The 19,522-nt window shown below is 59.5% G+C and carries 15 protein-coding genes; 10 read left to right on the forward strand and 5 right to left on the reverse strand.

Features of this window, described 5'->3' with window-relative positions; translation table 11 throughout:
• Positions 1-33 precede the first annotated feature (33 nt).
• Both G6L97_RS16235 and G6L97_RS16240 read right to left on the reverse strand, forming a co-directional pair.
• Positions 34-1,464, reverse strand: a complete 1,431-nt coding sequence (locus G6L97_RS16235) for a mannose-1-phosphate guanylyltransferase/mannose-6-phosphate isomerase (protein ID WP_025595636.1) — start codon at positions 1,462-1,464, stop codon at positions 34-36.
• Between the two features lie 267 nt (positions 1,465-1,731).
• Positions 1,732-4,161, reverse strand: coding sequence for a glucose/quinate/shikimate family membrane-bound PQQ-dependent dehydrogenase (locus tag G6L97_RS16240; protein WP_112178381.1), 2,430 nt, complete (start codon positions 4,159-4,161; stop codon positions 1,732-1,734).
• A gap of 327 nt (positions 4,162-4,488) precedes the next feature.
• Between G6L97_RS16240 and G6L97_RS16245 the strand changes: the two genes are divergently transcribed.
• The 8 genes from G6L97_RS16245 to G6L97_RS16280 all read left to right on the forward strand — a co-directional run bounded on the left by G6L97_RS16245 (position 4,489) and on the right by G6L97_RS16280 (position 14,247).
• Entirely contained in the window at positions 4,489-5,463 is a 975-nt protein-coding gene (locus tag G6L97_RS16245) for a LysR family transcriptional regulator (protein ID WP_025595631.1), read from the forward strand.
• A gap of 160 nt (positions 5,464-5,623) precedes the next feature.
• Entirely contained in the window at positions 5,624-7,912 is a 2,289-nt protein-coding gene (locus G6L97_RS16250) for an NADP-dependent malic enzyme (protein ID WP_003510961.1), read from the forward strand.
• Positions 7,913-8,180: 268 nt separating this feature from the next.
• Positions 8,181-9,020 (forward strand): transporter substrate-binding domain-containing protein, encoded by an 840-nt coding sequence (locus tag G6L97_RS16255; protein ID WP_003510963.1) that lies wholly within the window; start codon positions 8,181-8,183, stop codon positions 9,018-9,020.
• Between the two features lie 202 nt (positions 9,021-9,222).
• Complete coding sequence (locus G6L97_RS16260; RefSeq protein WP_174003438.1) at positions 9,223-9,966, forward strand: amino acid ABC transporter permease; 744 nt, start codon at positions 9,223-9,225, stop codon at positions 9,964-9,966.
• Positions 9,963-10,745, forward strand: coding sequence for an amino acid ABC transporter permease (locus G6L97_RS16265; protein WP_013761604.1), 783 nt, complete (start codon positions 9,963-9,965; stop codon positions 10,743-10,745). Before G6L97_RS16260 ends, G6L97_RS16265 begins: the two co-directional genes overlap by 4 nt.
• Before the next feature lie 12 nt (positions 10,746-10,757).
• Positions 10,758-11,558: an amino acid ABC transporter ATP-binding protein gene (locus tag G6L97_RS16270; protein WP_013761605.1), complete on the forward strand. Its 801-nt coding sequence runs from the start codon at positions 10,758-10,760 to the stop codon at positions 11,556-11,558.
• A 4-nt stretch (positions 11,559-11,562) separates the two neighbouring features.
• A complete protein-coding gene (locus G6L97_RS16275; protein WP_174003442.1) occupies positions 11,563-12,909 on the forward strand; it encodes an MmgE/PrpD family protein in 1,347 nt (448 codons plus the stop codon).
• Between the two features lie 18 nt (positions 12,910-12,927).
• Positions 12,928-14,247 (forward strand): LLM class flavin-dependent oxidoreductase, encoded by a 1,320-nt coding sequence (locus tag G6L97_RS16280; protein ID WP_035199474.1) that lies wholly within the window; start codon positions 12,928-12,930, stop codon positions 14,245-14,247.
• Between the two features lie 70 nt (positions 14,248-14,317).
• Here the strand turns inward: G6L97_RS16280 and G6L97_RS16285 are convergent, their stop codons facing one another.
• Complete coding sequence (locus G6L97_RS16285; RefSeq protein ID WP_019564699.1) at positions 14,318-16,054, reverse strand: methyl-accepting chemotaxis protein; 1,737 nt, start codon at positions 16,052-16,054, stop codon at positions 14,318-14,320.
• A gap of 332 nt (positions 16,055-16,386) precedes the next feature.
• Here G6L97_RS16285 and G6L97_RS16290 point away from each other — a divergent pair, with 332 nt between their 5' ends.
• Entirely contained in the window at positions 16,387-17,640 is a 1,254-nt protein-coding gene (locus G6L97_RS16290) for an NAD(P)/FAD-dependent oxidoreductase (protein WP_035199476.1), read from the forward strand.
• A gap of 61 nt (positions 17,641-17,701) precedes the next feature.
• Here G6L97_RS16290 and G6L97_RS16295 read toward each other — a convergent pair whose 3' ends face one another.
• Entirely contained in the window at positions 17,702-18,235 is a 534-nt protein-coding gene (locus tag G6L97_RS16295; RefSeq protein WP_035199477.1) for a hypothetical protein, read from the reverse strand.
• A gap of 82 nt (positions 18,236-18,317) precedes the next feature.
• Positions 18,318-18,542, reverse strand: coding sequence for an aa3-type cytochrome c oxidase subunit IV (locus tag G6L97_RS16300; RefSeq protein WP_003510978.1), 225 nt, complete (start codon positions 18,540-18,542; stop codon positions 18,318-18,320).
• A gap of 415 nt (positions 18,543-18,957) precedes the next feature.
• On the opposite strand from G6L97_RS16300, the gene G6L97_RS16305 reads away from it, so the two are divergent.
• A complete protein-coding gene (locus G6L97_RS16305; RefSeq protein WP_003510982.1) occupies positions 18,958-19,497 on the forward strand; it encodes a TRAP transporter small permease subunit in 540 nt (179 codons plus the stop codon).
• Positions 19,498-19,522: the final 25 nt, after the last annotated feature.

Consider the following 19,522-nt stretch of genomic DNA (forward strand, 5'->3'; position numbering starts at 1 on the left):
GGATAAAATGCCGCTTCGGTGCGGGCAGCAGTCCTAATGCCTCTTATAATCATCCTCGATGCGGATGACGTCGTCTTCGCCAAGATAGGCGCCGGTCTGGATTTCGACCAACTCAAGCGGAATCTGCCCCTCATTGGCAAGCCGGTGCGGTTGGCCAATCGGGATATAGACGGACTGGTTTTCCGTCAGCAGCCGGGTTTCGTCGCCAATCGTTACCGTTGCGGTGCCCTTGACGATGATCCAGTGCTCCGAGCGGTGATAGTGTTTCTGGAACGAGATGCGGTGGCCAGGATCAACCGTGATGTGGCCCACGCGGTAGCGCTCGTCCACATACATATGTTCGATGTAACCCCATGGACGATACACTCGCCTGTGCGCTTGCGTCCGCGGCGCGTGTTCGCCATCCTTCAGTGTCTCCACCAGGCCCTTCACGTCCTGCACCCGGTTTTTCGGCACCACCAGAACCGCATCCTTGGTAGCCACCACCACCAGATCCTTTGCCCCCACCACGGTCGTCAGCAATTGCGTGGAATGGATCAGGCAGCCCTCGGAATCGATGAAGACGCCGTCGCCCTCGAGCGCATTGTCGTTGCCGTGCTTGTCGGCGATTTCCCAGATCGCGTCCCAGCTGCCAATATCCGACCAGCGGAAATGGCCGTGCACCACCGCCATGCGCTTGGTCTTCTCGATCACCGCATAGTCGATGGAGTTTTTCGGCGAGGCTTCGAAGCTCGCCTGATGCAGGCGCACGAAGCCAAGGTCGCTTTCATATTGTTCGACCGACTGCGTTACTGCCGCAAGAATCTCCGGCGCGAATGCCTTGAGTTCGGCAATCATCACGTCGGAACGAAACAGGAAGTTGCCGGAGTTCCAGAGATAACCCTTCTCCAGATAGGAGATTGCCGTCTTCACATCCGGTTTTTCCACGAATGCCTCGACGATGCTCAGGTCAGCCTCACCATCAATTGCTTCACCAGGCTTGATGTAGCCGTAAGAGGTGCGCGGCTCGGTTGGCACCAGACCGAAAACGACGATATTGCCCTGATCGGCGGCCTTGGCGCCAAGCCTCACGGACTCTGAAAATTTGTCGGCATCCAGCACCACATGGTCGGCGGCGAGCGCCAGCACGAGGCATCCCGGCTCCCGGCGCTCGGCCAGCACGGCGGCAGCGGCCATGGCGGCGGCACTGTCGCGGCGCGCGGGTTCGAGAACCACCGTCGCCGGAAGATCGATCTCCTCAGCCTGACGGCGGGCGAAGAAGCGGAAATCCTCGTTGGTGATCACCAGCGGCTCGGCATAAAGCGCCTTGTCGGCCACGCGCGTCAGTGTCTGCTGATAGGTCGAAAGATTGCCGACCAGCGGCTGGAACTGCTTGGGCAACTGATCGCGCGATACCGGCCAAAGCCGTGATCCCGCCCCACCAGCAAGAAGAACCGGCGTGATCTTTCGAGATTGTTCCGTCACAATAAAAACCTTTCCAACTTTAAAAAATTCCCGGCGGGCCGGACAATATACATATTTACCAATGCTGCCATCATCGATTCACGGGCGGATAAGCGCAAGCTCATAAGTTCGCCTTGTGAAAGCTTGGTGAATGTCGGACCCGTTTTGCTAACGCAACCCACAGGGTGAGGTTCCGCGCAAAGGTAGTTCAGTGGCTTTGACAGGCCGCAAAGAAAAACCCGGGCGAATGGCCCGGGTTTCCGTTTTCAGAGCGATGACCTGTCAGGATCAGTTCGGCAGCGCGTAAGCGATCACGTAGTCGCCACGGTCAGGAGACTGACGTGCACCGCCGGCCGAGATGACGACATATTGCTTGCCCGTCTTCGGAGACTTGTAGCTCATCGGGCCGCCCTGGCTGCCGACAGGAAGGCGGGCCTTCCAGACTTCCTCGCCGGTCGCCGTATCGAAGGCGCGCAGATAATAATCCTGGGTGCCGGCGATGAAGACGAGACCGCCCTGGGTGGCAAGCGTTCCGCCGAGCGTAGGCATGCCGATCGGGATCGGCAGACCCATCTTGATGCCAAGCGGACCGGTATCCTCAACGGTGCCGACAGGAACCTGCCACTTGATCTGCTGCGTCTTCATGTCGATCGCAGTCATCGAGCCATAGGGCGGAGCCTGGCAGGGAATGCCGAGAGCAGACAGGAAACGGTTCTTGTTCACCGCATAGGGCGTGCCCTTCATGGGAACGACGCCCATGCCGGTATTGACGCTTTCGCCGCCGCTTGCCGTTGCCTTGGTGGGAGCAGCTTCCTTCATCTCAATCCACAGGCCGAGGCGCATGTCGTTGATGAAGATTGTGTTGGTCGTCGGGTCAGTCGAGATGCCGCCCCAGTTCATGCCACCGAGCGAACCCGGGAAGGCGAGGGAGAGGTCCGTGCCTGGCGCCGTATAGAGGCCTTCATAACGCATGCCCTTGAAAGCGATACGGCACAGAAGCTGATCGAAAGGGGTGGCACCCCACATATCGGCTTCCGTCAGCGTCTGCGCGCCGATTTGCGGCATGCCCACCGAACGCGGCTGCGTTGGTGCATATGGCTCGTTCGGAATGTTGCCGGCCTTGACCGGAACGTCTTCCACCTTGGTCAGCGGCTGGCCAGTCGCACGGTCCAGCACATAGATCTGACCGGCCTTGGTACCGAAGACCAGAGCCGGAACGGTCGTTCCGTCAGCCTTCGGGAAATCGATGAAACTCGGCTGCATCGGCACGTCGAAGTCCCATAGGTCGTTATGAACCGTCTGGTAGACCCACTTTTCGCGGCCGGTCGTGGCATCGAGCGCCAGCATGGAAGCGCCGTATTTATGATCGAGCGGTGTGCGCGTCGCGCCATAAAGATCGACCGAGGGGCTGCCCACCGGCATGAAGACCGTGTTCAGCTCCGGATCGTAGGACATGGATGCCCAGACGTTCGGCGTGGAACGGGTGTAGGTCTGGCCCTCGGGCGGCAGTTTGGTGATTTCAGGGTTGCCGGGATCGAAAGCCCAGCGAAGCTCACCCGTCACAACGTCGAAACCGCGCATCACGCCGCCAGGCATATCCACCTGTACGTTGTCAGCGATACGCCCGCCGACCACGACGGTGGTGCCAGCCAGTGTGGGGGCCGATGTCAGCACATATTGCGGGTCCGGCGCATCACCAAGACCGATCTTCAGATCGACGCGGCCATTGGTGCCGAAATCCGGGCAAAACGCGCCGGTGTCGGCGTCGAGCGCGATGAGTTCCGCGTTGATGGTGTTCATGAGAATGCGGCGCTGGCAAAGCGCGCCGTCGGCTACGATCGCCGGGGTGACAGGCGTTGCGCCCGGAGCGGTCGGCTGCTTCAGCGGCGCCTTGGCATCGAAATAGGCAAGACCACGGCAACGCATCCAGACGGTGGATTTGGCGTTGATTTCGGTCTTCCACTTCTGCGCGCCGGTATCGGCGTCGAGCGCGATGACATTGTTGTGCGGTGTGCACACAAACACGGTGTCGCCGACCTGAAGCGGCGTTTCCTGATCTTCCGCACCGTTCGCGCCGGGGCTGATCGGGATGTCGCCGGTCCGATAGGTCCATGCCACCTCAAGGTTCTTGACGTTATCGCGGTTGATTTCGTCAAGCGCAACAAAGCGGCTGCCGCCCGCCGTATTGCCGTAATGTTCCCAGTTCTTCTGCTCTTTTTCCGGCGTTACCGGCGTCAGTGCAGCAACCTCACCCTTGAAGGCGACGGTCGGATGCGGCACGAACATGCCGGCAAAACCGGCAGCGGACGCGATGGCCAGAACGCCAGCAAGGGCAAAGGACGCGCCGTAAGCTGGCGTCTTGCCAGCCGCGCGCCGCAGCAGCGGATAGGAGAGCGCAACCACCGTGGCGCCCACGCCCAACGCCAGCAGGCGGGAGATGAGCGGCCAGAAGTGCAGTCCGGCTTCCCACACTGCCCAAACACCGCTAACGATGAAGACAAGGCCGAACAGGAGCGCGCCGGCAGGCTTGCGCAGGAGAATAAGCAAGCCGGAGACGATCAGCGCGATACCCGCCAAGACAAAATAGAGGCTGCCGCCGAGTGTTGCGAGTTGCCCACCGCCAATGGCGAAGAACAGTCCCGCAGCGACAATGACGGCGCCGAGCACGAAGAGCCATAATCTGGCTGCAAGCGACGTTGAGGTTGCTGGTTTACTCATGAAATTAAATATCCGGTTAGGAGAGCCGCCGCGAAGGCTGACGCCCGATGATCTTTCAATGCCCGGCCAAGGCCAGACAGTCCGCCGCACTTACGGCTGAGCGAAGATGCGCTGAAGGCGACGAGGCGAAATGGGGAACAATGGTGCGGGAGACTTCCGTGGTGACTGTCATTTTGACCCATTCACTGCAGTTTATCGCCGGCCCCAATGGACGGCGGACAATGTGCTCGAACAAATCCTCCCAAGTTCGTATCGCAGAGGCCCGCATGCGGGCACTGGGCGACCGAAACCTCGGTGCGGTATAACGTCGCCTGCGACAAGATGACAATGCGCAAGACGGGCATTTTTGATAAGCTGCGCTTATACCATATCAACACCTACAACACAAAGACCTCTCCGCCGATGGATATTCGCCAGCTCGCCATTTTTGTGGAAGCCGCAAGGGCCAAAAATTTCCGCGCGGCCGCTTTGCAGCTGGGCATCGCCCAACCGGCCGTAACGCAGCGTATCCGGCAACTGGAAGAGAATCTGGGCTTCAAGCTTTTCCTCCGTGTCAACCGCGGTGTGGAACTTACGCCGGCTGGGCAGTCGATGCTGCTCGATGCGGAGGAAATTCTTGCCCGCACCAAGGGGGCGCTGGAAAAGGCACACCAGATCAGGCGCGGCCAGCTCGGCACGCTGCGCATCGGCTTCGGCACCAGCGTAATGGCGGAACGAAAATTGCCGGCGCTGATCACCCGCTATGGCAACGACCACAGGGAGGTGACGCTTGAACTCCTGCCCGGCATGACGATGGAACAATTGATCGAGCAGGTGGCGACGCGCAAGACAGACGTCGCTTTCATTCGCGCACCCCTGCCCCAATTGCCGCAGAGCTTGCGGGCCATGCCCTTCGACCGCTCCAAACTGTGCGTCGCCCTGCCGGAGCGCCATCCGCTCGCCTCCCGCCCCAGAGTTTCGGTTGGCGATATCGTGCAGGAGAAACTGCTGCTGCCGGTGGACGAGATCGGCCTGGGGCTCAGCAGCAGCGCGCTTTCCCTTTTCGAGGATGCAGGCTGTGAGCCGGAAATCGGCATGCGCATCGCTAACGTCAACACCATCCTTGCCCTCGTGGAAGCTGGCGCGGGAATTTCCATTCTGCCGGAAAGCACCGTGCGCTCCACAAGGGGCATCACAGGTGTGCCGCTCGAAAGCGCCGATGCCTGGTCAGATAGCGTGCTGGTCGTCAGACGCGGTCCGCTTGCCCTCCACGTGGAGGCCTTCGTGAATATGGTACGGCAGGCCTACCAGTCCCACCTATAATGCCGACAATACGCACTTAATCGATTGAATCGGCCACAAATTTCGCCACGGCTAAATTTGCTGCACTGAACAACATTCAACGCTTGGCACGCGCGCGAAAAATACAATAACAACGACGGATATTTTTGCACTGTTATCGACACGAAAGCACACTCAGCCCATGTCCGACACGACGAAGCCCGCCAGCCCCAGAACATCGGTTACAGATCAGGAAGCACTGGATTTCCACGCGCAAGGCAGACCGGGGAAACTGGAAATCACCCCGACCAAGCCGATGGCGACTCAGCGGGATCTGTCGCTTGCCTATTCGCCGGGAGTGGCCGTGCCGGTGAAAGCCATCGCCGAAAATCCGGCGACCGCTTACGATTATACGACACGCGGCAACATGGTAGCAGTGATCTCCAACGGTACGGCGATCCTCGGTCTCGGCAATCTCGGCGCGCTCGCCTCCAAGCCTGTCATGGAAGGCAAGTCCGTTCTGTTCAAGCGCTTTGCGGATGTGGATTCCATCGATCTCGAGGTCGATACCGAAGACGCCGACGAATTCATCAATTGCGTGCGTTACCTTGGCCCCTCTTTCGGCGGCATCAATCTGGAAGACATCAAGGCGCCGGAGTGTTTCATCATCGAAAGCCGCCTGCGCGAGCTGATGGACATTCCTGTTTTCCATGACGACCAGCACGGAACCGCCATCATCGCCGCCGCCGGTCTCATCAACGCCATCGAACTGACAGGCCGAGACTTCAAGACGACGAAGCTCGTCTGTAACGGCGCAGGTGCTGCTGCCATCGCCTGCATGGACCTTATCAAGGCCATGGGTTTCAACCCCGAAAACATCACGCTTTGCGACACCAAGGGCGTGATCTACCAGGGCCGCACCGAAGGCATGAACCAGTGGAAATCCGCCCATGCGGTAAAGACTGACAACCGCACGCTGACTGAGGCCATGAAGGGCGCGGATGTCGTCTTCGGCCTGTCGCAGAAGGGTGCCTTCACCGAAGAGATGATCCGCTCCATGGCGCCAAAGCCGATCATTTTCGCAATGGCCAACCCTGACCCGGAAATCACCCCGGAAGAAGTCGCCCGCATCCGCGACGACGCCATCATGGCGACGGGGCGTTCGGATTATCCGAACCAGGTCAACAACGTCCTCGGCTTTCCCTATATCTTCCGCGGCGCGCTCGATGTCCGTGCAAGCCAGATCAACGACGCAATGAAGATTGCCGCTGCACAGGCGCTGGCCGATCTTGCCCGCGAGGATGTGCCGGATGATGTGGCCGCCGCCTATCAGGGCAACCGCCCGCGCTTCGGATCGCAATATATCATTCCCGTTCCCTTCGATCCCCGACTGATCTCGGCCATTCCGGTGGCCGTGGCGAAGGCCGCCATCGAAACCGGCGTCGCTCGCCGCGAATTGCCCGATCTCGATGCCTATGCCCGCGAGCTTTCCGCCCGCCGCGACCCCATGGCGTCGACCACGCAGCGCCTTTACGAGCGTGTGCGCCGCTCTCCGAAGCGGGTCGTTTTCGCCGAAGCGGAAGAAGAACAGGTGATGCGCGCAGCGATCTCGTTTACCGCGCAGGGGCTTGGCACCGCCATCCTGCTCGGCCGTGACGACATCATCAAGGCCAATGCGGAGCGTGCAGGCATCGATCTCGACCGCGCCAATATAGAGATCACCAATGCCCGCCTTTCCAGCCGCGTCGATGCCTATGTCGATTATCTCTATGCGCGTTTGCAGCGCGGCGGCTTCCTGCTGCGCGACGTGCAGCGCCTGATCCACAACGACCGTAACCATTTCGCCGCCTGCATGGTGGCGATGGGCGATGCGGACGCCGTGGTCACCGGCGTTACCCGCAACTATTCCACGGCGCTCGAGGATATCCGCCGCTGCATCAACACCAAACCCGGCCACCGTGTCATCGGCGTTTCTCTGGTCGTGTCGCGCAACCGAACGGTCTTCGTGGCAGATACCGCCGTGCACGACATGCCGTCTGCCGAAGACCTTGCCGATATCGCCGAGGAAGCAGCCGGTCTCGCCCGCCGTTTCGGCTACGAACCGCGTGTGGCGATGCTCGCCTATTCCACCTTCGGCCAGCCGGTTGGCGAACGCTCCGACAAGGTGCGCGAAGCGGTGAAAATCCTCGACAAGCGCAACGTCAATTTTGAGGTCGACGGGGAAATGTCGGCCGATGTGGCGCTGAACCATCATCGCATGCAGAGCCAGTATCCCTTTGCCCGCCTTTCCGGTGCGGCCAACGTGCTGGTCATGCCAGCCATCCATTCCGCCTCGATCTCCACCAAGATGCTACAGGAACTGGGCGGCGCGACCGTCATCGGCCCGCTTCTCGTCGGCCTCGACAAATCGGTGCAGATCACCTCGATGGGTGCCAAGGACAGCGACATCGTCAATATGGCGGCGATCGCGGCCTATAACGCCGGTCGGTAACGATGTGGGAGCGCTCTTCGGGAGAAGGGTGCTCAAGATGCCCAGGCATAGCCAACATATCCTCTCCCCCGTGGCGAGGATATGCCAAAGCGCCGAACCCCGCCACCGCAAGAACAAGATTCTACGATTTCAAATTATTAGGTTATTTTTTCTCACCAGAGAACTTATTGGAACACGATTTTATTTATACGATTTTTTGCGCAACGCCAATTCTCGCTCTCGACGGACGCCTCATGTAGTTTCCACCCACAATCAAAAGGAAATACCCATGGCCCTCTCCTTCTCCAGATTTGCCGCAAAACTCATCGCCGGAACCGTCGTCATCGCTTCGATGGCCACCGCCGCTCACGCGGATGCGACGCTCGACCGTATCAAGGGTCGCGGCAAGCTCACCGTCGGCGTCATCCTGTCCGGCGCGCCTTTCGGCTTCATCGATCCGAAGACGCAGGAGCAGAAGGGCCTCAACATCGACGTCGCCAAGGCGCTGGCCGCCGGTCTCGGTGTGGAGTTGGTGACCGAAACCGTGACCCCGCCCAACCGCGTGCAGTTCCTGCAGCAGGGCAAGGTCGATATTCTGATCGCCAACATGCAGTACACGGAAGAGCGCGCCAAAACGCTCGATTACGTGCCCACCCCCTATGACCGCCAGGGCGGCGCAGCCATCGGTCGAAAGGACTCGGGCATCAAGGACTGGCCGGACCTGAAGGGCAAGATTGCCTGCGTATCGCAGGGCTCCAACTACACCCAGCCGCTGATCGAGCAATATGGCGCGCAGGTAAAGGCGTTGCCGAGCCAGCCGGAATCGCTGCTCGCGCTGAAGGGCGGCAATTGCGATGTCTCAGTGCACGTCAACGGCACGCTGAGCCTGATGCTTCAGGACCGCGCCGATGAGTGGAAGGATTACGGCATCCTGATCCCCACCGACCTTATCCCTTCTGACTCCGTCATCTGGCTGCGCAAGGGCGAGGCCGACACGCAGGCTGCGCTCGACAAGATCGTCAAGGAGCTGCACGCTTCCGGCAAAATGATCGAATTCGCCAAGGCCAACCGCCTGCCGAGCATCGGCTTCATGGAAGAGCAGAAGACGAAGCTCTCCGCGGCGCAGTAAAGGCTGGGCAATCCCGCTTGCTCCGCCACCCCGGACCTGGTCCGGGGGACCGGCATGTCGTAGGGGCATCTGCCATCACGGAGATTTCTCTCACCACTGAGAACGGCCGGTTTCGCCCGCCGTTCTTTTCTGCTTTATAGCAAGACAGGTCATTCTGGCACCGCCTGCCGGGCGGCAGCCGCGACAACAGCATGGATATCCGATGCAGGATGGATTTACAGCGCGTTTCATAGAGTTGGCCGCGCACATAGGCCTCAACTATGACTTTCTGAACAGCGGCTACGAGGTTCAGATATGGCTCGACGGCATGAAGATGACGCTCATCCTCGTCGCCGTCACCCTGCCGCTCAGCCTCGTTTTCGGCTTCATTTTCGCCGCCATGCTCACGTCAGGCAAAGGCTGGCTCGCCGGTCCGGTGCGCGCCTATGTGGAATTGACGCGCAACACGCCGACGCTGGTGCAGCTGATGTGTGGTTTCCTTGTGCTCAACATGTTGATTTCAAACGCGCTCGGCGGCGCGCAGAACAATCCGCTCACCCCGTTCTTCTGGGTCGTCGCCATCACCGGCCTGCACGTTGCCGCCTTCCATGCGGAAGCCTTGCGCGGCGGTATCGAGGCGGTGCCGGCTACCACCATCGAAGCGGCACGCGCCATCGGTTTCAGCTCTTTCGAGATTTTACGTTACGTGGAATTTCCGCTGGCAATCCGCACGGCACTTCCTTCCATCATCAACAATCTCATCAATCTGGTGAAGCTCACCACCGTCGGCTCGGCGATTGCGGTCGGTGAAATCACCTATGCCTCGATCCTGATCTGGACGCAGCGCGACAATGTGGTCGAACTGATGCTGGTGATCCTCATCTTTTTCATTGTCATCAATTTCATCGTCGCAAGGGCGGGCCTGTGGCTTGAGCGGCGTCTTGCGGTTCCGGGGTTCGGTCAATGAGCGCGGTGGTCTCTCCAACACAGGCGGCGAAGAAGCTGCCTTTCGGCACCATTCTTCTGTGCGGCGTGCTGGTTGCCGTCGTGCTGTGGCTGGTTCTCGATCCCTCGCTCGGACAGGTGCTGCTGGAATGGCTGCCCTATCTCGGCAAGGGTTTTGCCATGAATGTGCTGATCAGCATCCTGGCGATTGCCATCGGCACCATCATCGGCGTCGTGCTTGGCATCATGGAGCTTGCGCCCTATCGCCTCGTGCGCGCGCCGGCGCTCACCTACGTGCAAATCTTCCGCAACGCCCCGCATCTGGTGCTGATTTTCGCCGCGACCTACATCTTCCCCTTCGAGATCGTCGCCTTCGGCAACTACATTCCGTTTCCAGACTGGATCAAGGCCGTGGTCGGGCTTGCGATTCCGGCCAGCGCCCACATCGCCGAAATCACCCGAGGCGCCATCCAGTCCATTCCCACTGCACAATGGGAAGCGGCGCAGGGCCTCGGGTTTTCACGCAACCAGACGCTGCGCTGGATCATCCTGCCGCAATGCGTGAAGCGCTCGCTGCCGCCGTGGATGAACCTTTACGCCTCCATCACCATGGGCACGGCGCTTGCCTCGCTGGTCGGCGTGCATGAGCTTCTCCACGCCGCAACCGATGCCAGCACCGCCGTGCAGCGCAACGATTTCACCGTCGTGGTCTATCTCACCGTCCTGATGGCGTTCTTCCTGTTCTGCTATCCCGTGTCCCGTTTCACGCAGCGCCTTGAACGGCGCTTCGCTTCCCGCTGATTGGAATACACCATGTCCGCATCCGCCCCCCAAACCGCCGCCAAAGCTCTGGTTGAACTGGAAGGCGTGCACCTGTCCTTCGGCGACAATCAAGTGCTCAAAGGCATTGATCTCACCGTCAACAAGGGCGACGCCGTCTCCATCATCGGCCCTTCCGGCTCGGGCAAATCCACGATCCTGCGCTGCATCAACGGCCTGCTCATTCCGCAATCTGGCAAGATCACCGTGGGGGGCACCCGCGTCGATCAGCTGAAAACGGAAGCTGAGCGCATAACGCTGCGCAAGCGCATCGGCATTGTCTTCCAGCAGTTCAACCTCTTCCCGCATCTGACTGTCATGGAAAATATCACAATCGCGCCGATTAAAATCCTCGGCACGCCGAAGGCGGAAGCCGAGCGTCATGCCCGCGAATTGCTGGAAAAAGTCCGCCTGTCGCAGAAGGTGGATGCCTATCCCGGTCAGCTGTCTGGCGGCCAGCAGCAGCGTGTGGCCATTGCCCGCGCGCTTGCCATGCGGCCTGAATTGGTGCTGTTCGACGAGGTTACCTCCGCACTTGATCCGGAAACCGTGGGCGAAGTGCTCGCCGTCATCCGCGATCTCGTCAATGACGGCATGACCAGCATTCTCGTGACCCACGAAATGCGCTTCGCCGAGGAAATCAGCGACAATATCGTCTTCACGGAAAACGGCCTGATCGTTGATCAGGGCACGCCGGAGCACATCTTCTACAAGTCGACCAATCCGCGTATCAACGCCTTCGTAAAGGGCCTCGGCGGACAGGTGGCACGGGTCGCCGACGGTGAAGGGATCTGACGCCATGACCGCCGACGAAAAACTCACCCTTCATCTGGCAGAAGCCATCGCCGCCTCTGATCCGCTCCGCGACGAAGAGGCTGTGACGATCGCCCGCACGGCGCTGATCGACTTTTTTGCCTGTATGCTGGGTGGCGCTTCCGACCGAAGCACGAAAATCCTCATCGACAGCTTTACGTCAGGCACATACGGCACGGCTGGCATTGTCGGCCATGATCTGCGCACGGATGCTTTCACGGCCGCACTCATCAATGGTCATGCGGGGCACGTGCTGGATTATGACGACGTCCATGGCAGCGTGCGCGGCCACCCCACCGTCGCCATCGTTCCAGCTCTATTGGCTGTTGCGGTCGAGGAAGGCTCTACGGCGGATGCATTTATCGCCGCCTATATTGTCGGGCTGGAAACCATGGCGAGGCTTGGCCTGTCGCTCGGCACCAAGCATTACGAAAATGGCTTCCACGCCACCGCGACCCTCGGCCCCATCGGTGCGGCGGCGGCCATTGCCCATCTTCTGAAATTCACCCCGCAGACGACCGCTATCGCACTCGGCCTTGCCGCCACGCAGTCGGCCGGACTTCGCCTGCAATTTGGTTATGATGCGAAGCCCCTGCATGCCGGGCTTGCGACACGCGCTGGCCTCACCGCCGCGCAGCTGGCAAGATCAGGTTTTCAGGGTGCGCAGGATTTTCTGGAAAACCCTATCGGCTTTTATTCCGCCTTCGCCTTTGGCGCGGAACAGCCGAAACGGCTCCTGTCCGGCTGGGGTACACCCTGGCAGATCGTCTCTCCCGGATTGACGCTCAAGGCATTTCCCTGCTGCACCGCCAGCCACCCTGTTGCCGTTGGTGCGCTTGCACTGCGCAGCGCCAATGATCTGGCACCAGATGAAATCGAAACTGTCGTCATCACCTTTCCCCCGGGAGGCGATGCCGCTCTTGTGGGTTCGGCCACACCCGCCACGGGCATCGATGCGCGTTTCAGCGCCGAATATGTCTTTGCCGCCGCACTGACGGATGGCGCACTCGGCATCAGCCATTTCGACGAACGCCCTGCACGCGCCGACCTGCTTGGACTTTCCGCAAAAGTCTCGCGCCGGCACGACGAGACCGCCCGCCGCCTCTCGCCGGATCCTACCACCCGTTTCGTGGTCATCGACGTGACGAAGAAGGATGGCACGGTGCTGTCGCGCCGTATTGACGGTCTTCCCGGCATTGATGACCCCACGGAAAAATTTGCCGACGCCACCGGCGGCAATGAAAAATTCGCCGGAATTCCGGCACTGGTGCGGACCATGAAAACCTCAGCCGACCTCAAGAAGCTAGAAGTGCTTCTGGCAACGCAAATATAACACGACTGAAATAAAGGCATGATCACCATGACCACGAATACCCGCAAAAGACAGATGCATCTTGGCCTGTTCCTGCAAGGAGCCGGCCACCACGTTTCCGGCTGGCGTCACCCGGATGCGGAAGCCGGCAGCGAGAATTTCGACCTGTTGACCCGTGTCACAAAAATGGCCGAAGATGCCAAGTTCGACATGGTCTTTCTGGCCGATGGTCTCACAAGCGGCGTCGACGCCCATCCCTCGATGATCGCCCGTTTCGAGCCGCTTACCCTGCTTGCGGCGCTTGCCATGGTGACAAACAAGATCGGACTGGCCGCCACCGCCTCCACCACCTATGGTGAGCCCTACCACACCGCACGCGCCTTCGCCTCCATCGACCATCTCAGCCACGGGCGTGCGGCGTGGAACATCGTTACCACCTCCTACGCCCGCACGGCGGCGAACTTCTCCAAGAGTCATCCCGAGCATGACGAGCGTTATGCCGTTGCGGAAGAATATGTGAACGTCGTGCGTGGCCTGTGGGACAGCTGGGACGACGACGCCTTCGTCAAGGACAAGGAAGGCGGCCGCTACGTCGATCCGCAGAAGGTCCATATTCTCGATCACGAAGGCAAATATTTCACGGTGAAGGGTCCGCTGAACATTCCGCGTTCACCGCAGGGTCACCCGGTTCTCATTCAGGCCGGCTCCTCCGGCCCGGGGCAGGATCTCGCCGCCCGCACTGCCGATATCGTCTTCACCGCCCAGCAGGCCATTTCCGAGGCGCAGGCCTTCTACACCAGCCTAAAGGCGCGAGTGGAGAAATTCGGCCGCGATCCCGCAACCGTTGCCGTGATGCCCGGTTTCATGCCCATCATCGGCAAGAGCTTCGAAGAGGCCGGCGAGAAGCTGAAGGAGCTGAACCGCTGGACCGACATCAAGAGCGCCATGCCGTTGCTTGAGGAACGCATCGGCCATAGCCTTACCGAGTATGATCTCGACGGCCCGCTGCCGGACCTGCCTATTTCCGACCAGTTGCGCAGCCGCGCCGAACTTTTGACCGAACTGGCGCGCCGCGAAAAGTTGACGATCCGGGAACTGGCGCTGCGCGTTGCAGCTGGTCGTGGCCACCATATCGTCATGGGCACGGCCAAGGACGTGGCGGATCGCATGCAGGAGTGGTTCGAGAACGGCGCGGCCGACGGCTTCAACGTCATGCCGCCCTTCTTCCCCGGCGGGTTGGAAGAATTCAACCGCGAAGTCGTGCCGCTCTTGCAGGAACGTGGCCTGTTCCGCAAGGAATACGAAGGCTCGACGTTGCGCGACCATCTCGGCATCAACAGGCCTGCCCTGCGGGCATAAAAAACGGATGCCCGGCGACGGGCATCCGTATGACAAGAGGCTCACGTGGAAGCAGGCTGTCGCCGATCCGTCAGGCTGCTTTCCTTCCCGACAGTTTCACACTGTGGCTCGTCCGCGACGAGTTGGATGAAATGGATGCCCCGTCGTCGCGCTGGGTCGCGCGGCGGTTCAGTTTGAACAGGCTGACCAGTTGCGCCAGCACATCCGCACCCTGGGCAAGGGTAGCGCTAATGGCGGTCGTGCGCGCGCTCATCGCCGCGTTTTCCTGCGTCATCCGGTCGAGCTGGTTGACTGCACGGTTGATTTCGCTGATGCCTAAGGCCTGTTCATCGGCGGCCTTGGCGATCATATCGACATTGCCGTCAATGTGCTTCACCAGCGCATCGATCTGCTTCAGCGCCTCACCCGTCTCGCCGACAAGCCGCACGCCTTCCATAACCTCGGTGCCGGAATTGTTGATGAGCGCCTTGATTTCCTTGGCGGCACTGGCGGAGCGTTGCGCAAGTTCGCGCACCTCCTGTGCCACGACCGCAAAACCCTTGCCGGCATCGCCCGCGCGCGCGGCTTCGACGCCCGCATTCAGGGCAAGAAGGTTGGTCTGGAAGGCGATTTCGTCGATAACGCCGATAATCTGGCTGATTTCCCGCGATGCCGTCTCGATGCGCTGCATGGCGTTGACGGTACGCCCAACCACTTCCGTGGAAGCCGCCGTTGACGTCCGCGCACTCTGAACGAGTTTTCGGGTTTCCTTGGTGTTTTCCGTCGATGCCCGTACGGTCGCGGTGATTTCTTCCAGCGCCGCCGAGGTTTCCTCCAGCGCCACGGCCTGCTCACGCGATCTTTCGGCGAGATGAACAGAGGCTTCGCTGACTTCCTGGCTGCTTCTGGTCAGGTCATCGGTCTGCCCAAGAACATTTTCCAGGGTTTTCTGGAATTCGGCGATGGACTTGTTGAAATCCCGTCTCAGCCCCTCGAACTCACCCACGAAAGGCTTATCGAGCGTGACGCGGATGTTGCACTGGGAAAGACGCTCAAGCGCAGCGCCCAGTTCTTCCACCGCATGGACGCGGTCCGTTACATCGAAGGCGAATTTCACCACCTTGACGACTTTTCCCCGCTCGTCGATGATAGGGTTGTAGGACGCCTGGATGAAGACGCGTTTTTCGTTCTTGCCGAGCCGCATGAACTGACCGGTCGAGAACTCTCCCTTACCAAGATCCTTCCAGAAATTGCGGTACTCTTCGGACTGCACGTAGCCACGCTCGCAAAACATCGAATGATGATTGCCGATGATCTCTTCCGCCGTGTAGCCGAGTGCTGTCAGGAAGTTCTCATTCGCGGAGAGAATTTTCCCCTCGGGAGTGAACTCGATCATCGCCTGCGCACGCGAAAGCGCTGCCAGCTTGCCGTTATCCTCGGTGCTTCGGCGCTTCGTCGCCGTGATATCGGAAGCGATCTTGACCACCTTGTAAGGTTTGCCGAAACGAAAAACCGGATTGTAGGAGGCTTCAATCCAGATGTCGTCGCCGGTTTTCGACCGCCGCCGATATTGGCCCTGATCGTATTCGCCGCGTGAGAGTTTCGCCCAGAAGGCCTTGTATTCGGGTGACGCTGCATCTTCGGGGGACAGGAACATGCTATGGGGGCGTCCGATGATTTCTGATTGCTGATAGCCGACCGCCTTGCAGAAATTGTCGTTCGCTTTCAGAATTTTGCCAGTCAGATCGAACTCGATGATGGCTTGCGAGCGGCTTAGGGCATCAAGTACCGCAGATGCGTCCGTACCGAGTTTGAAAAATTGAGACATGTCTTTGAACTCCCAACAATAACTTGTATGCGGACCTTTCCTCCTCGATGCCAAAGAGATGAAAATAAAGGATCGGTCTGCGTGTAAGCGAAACCTAGCCGGACACCGTTAAATAGCAATTAATGATGACCCATAACTATTGGTCCAATGACCGAAACTGTTGGCAAGAATACTTCAGACCGAGCTGCCTTTACCAACCCGTCCGCACCGGATGAGAACCGCTTATTTGCCACAGTGCTGATATTTCTGCCTCCGCAGAGCGATACGGGCTTTCATCGATACGGCATTCATTGTTATGGCGGGCTTGAAAGATTTGTGTTGCAGGAGCGCCGATGACCAAAACCCTGAAATGCGACGTGCTGGTGATCGGCACCGGCATTATCGGTTCCATGGCGGCGCTTTACCTGCAAAATGCCGGGCGTGAGGTCTTTCTTCTGGAGCGCGGTGAAGTTGCCCGGGGCGCAAGCTCCGGTAATGCCGGCATCCTCGCCTTTCCCGAAATCATCCCCATTCCCGCCCCCGGCATCATGAGAAAAGCACCGCGCTGGCTTTTCGATCCGCTCGGCCCGCTCAGCGTGCCGCCTGCCTATGCGCCGAAGATCGCGCCGTGGCTGTGGCGTTTCTGGCGCGCCAGCGCTGAGCGCAACTTTCGCCACGGCCTGAGAACGCTCAGCGAGATCAACCGGCTGTCTGCCACCGAAATGGCCCATGTCGCTGCCATGCCGGAGCTCTCGCACTTTGTCGCGAAAACCGGCACGCTCGATCTTTACGACAGCGAAGCCAGCCTCAACGCTGCCCGCAAGGACTGGGATGAAAAGGAACAGGAAGGCTTCTCTTCCAAGCGTGTCGCCCGCAACGAGATAGACGAGTTGCAGCCGGGTCTTGCCCCGCAATTCCGCCACGCCATGTTCTCGCCTGATGGCTTGCAGGTCTCCGATCCCTACGACTTCACCCGTGCCATTTTCGACCTGGTGATCGCCCGTGGCGGAAAGCTGCGCAAGGGCGAGGCAGAACGCATCGACGCCGTCGGCGAAAGTACGATCGTGACCCTGGAAAACGGCGACAAGATTGACGCCGACAAGGTGGTGATCGCCTGCGGCGCGTGGTCCAAGCCGCTTGCCGCAACACTTGGCAACATCGTGCCGCTGGAAACCGAACGCGGCTATAACACCACCCTGCCCGCCGGCGCCTTCAACCTCACGCGCCAGCTTTATTTCAACGACCACGGTTTTGTCGTTACACCGCTATCTTCCGGCATCCGCGTTGGCGGCGCAGTCGAGTTGGGCGGTCTGGAGTTGAAGCCGAATTTCAAGCGATCCGAGGCCATGCTCAAGAAAGCCGGGCGTTTCCTGCCCGGTCTCAAGGTTGAAGGCGGCCAGCAATGGATGGGGTTCCGCCCTTCGATGCCGGACTGTCTTCCCGTCATCGGCACGGCGCGCACCACACCTTCCGTCATCTATGCCTTTGGCCACGGCCATCTGGGGCTGACGCAATCGGCAGCTACCGCCCGCCTCGTGACGCAACTGGCAAACGGCGAGGAGACCGCAATATCGGTCGATCCGTTCCGTCCGGGGCGTTTTTCCTGACAATGCGGAAATCCGGTTTCAAGCCGGTTAGAGTTTCTACGGTTTAGCGGACGCCCGCGCGCTATTTCACCTGCTGTACGGAATCTTCCGGAAACTCCACCGTGGCGAAGGATGGATAGACCTTTCGCAGGATGGTCACCTGCTGCTGATCGCTCACACGCAGCAAGTACCATTGCGTACCGTCGATAAGCGCCAGGGTATGGGATTTCGCTTCGATCGTCTGGCCGCCGGTTTCCATCACCGTTTTCGTCGGAACGAGCGCATAGGGCGTTCCATCAGGCGTCTGCTGCACACTGATCGCCGCCGTGTCCATGGTGAATTCGGTGATCTTGACCGCTGCAAGCGCCATTTGCATCTGCGTGGTCAGAGCGCTACGCAACTGCCCGACGGAAACACCCGCGTCGTTTGCAATGAATTCAAAGATTTTCGGCGGCACCGTCCGGCCGACAAAATCAAAATCCTGCGCATTCAAGGCGGCGCTGAACCGCTCTATCTGTGTTTGCAGCTTGTCTTGCTCAGACGGCAAAAGATCGCGCGACAAAGCGGGATGAGACATAACCGCCAGCAATAACAGCCAGGCAAACAGGCGTTTCATTGCTTCGCCTTTCCAGGTTTGGGCTTGCCGGTTGCAAGGCATCGCAACGTCCGCGCCGCGACACGCTTGTGAACAGCGTTGCTCAGCGCAGCAGAATGAAACCCGCAGCCGAAAGCACGAGGAAAACGATAAGGCCGCCAAGGAAACCCACGGACGTAAAGAAACCCGCGACCATGGCCAGCATCAGCACGCAGACCAGCATCGTACCGTACTTCGTCATGGCAAGAAAAGCGTTGTAGGTCTTTTCATGCTCGGCGTAGTTCATCTCGGCGCCAACTTCAACCGGACCTGTGTGGTGTTCGCTCATTCCGCTTCCCCTTCTGCTCCATCCGCCATACCCGCCGCACAAGACAATTTGCCCTGCGGACGATAACGGGCCCATGCCGGATTCTCCGGAGCCAGAGGTAACATGAAGTCGGCGAAAAGTGCAATGCGTTCCACACGAAAGAACATCGATGACAAGCGGGGCAAACGGTATGCCGTGCAAAGCGTGCCGTCGTGCAACATTCTTTTGTAAACGGTTGAAAACGGCGGCCATACGGCCGGTTTAATAGTGGTTTTGGTTGCTTTTCGGACAGCCTGCCCATACACGGGATTCTGTGGGGAGGAACGCCGGAATTTGGCTGTGCGGATACGCGTGGAGGCGTGCCCGTCACGATGGCCGACCGGCTTGCTTGCCACCATAACCCGCAAAGGGCCCGGCAAGGGAAGAGGGGAAAGTCATGAAACCGCTTTTGAAATTAAGTGCGCTGATCGACCTTGTCAGCGAAGCTCTGGGCAAGGTCGCCGGTTATCTGGTGCTTGTCTGCTGCCTCGTCAGCGCCGGAAACGCCATGGTGCGTTATACCTTCAACTATAGTTCAAACGGCTGGCTCGAAATCCAGTGGTACATGTTTGCCTTCATCGTGCTGGTGGGTGCCTCCTATACGCTGCGCATGAATGAACATGTGCGGGTGGACATCATCTACGGGGCTATCTCGTCTCGCACGCGCCTGTGGGTGGACATCATCGGCATCGTACTTTTTCTCATGCCCGCCTGCTTTTATCTGGCCTGGCTTTCCTGGCCGATGTTCATGCTTTCCTGGCATCAGAACGAAATGTCCTCCAATGCCGGCGGGCTCATCCGCTGGCCGGTGAAACTCATCATCTTCGCCGGTTTCGCCCTTCTGGTTCTTCAGGGATTTTCCGAACTCATCAAGCGCATCGGCGCCCTCAACGGGCTTTATGCGCTCGATACGAAGTACGAAAAACCCCTGCAATGATCGCCGCGATCTGAACCTTCAGGAT

This window comes from Agrobacterium tumefaciens (assembly GCF_013318015.2).
Taxonomy (GTDB): Bacteria; Pseudomonadota; Alphaproteobacteria; order Rhizobiales; family Rhizobiaceae; genus Agrobacterium; species Agrobacterium tumefaciens.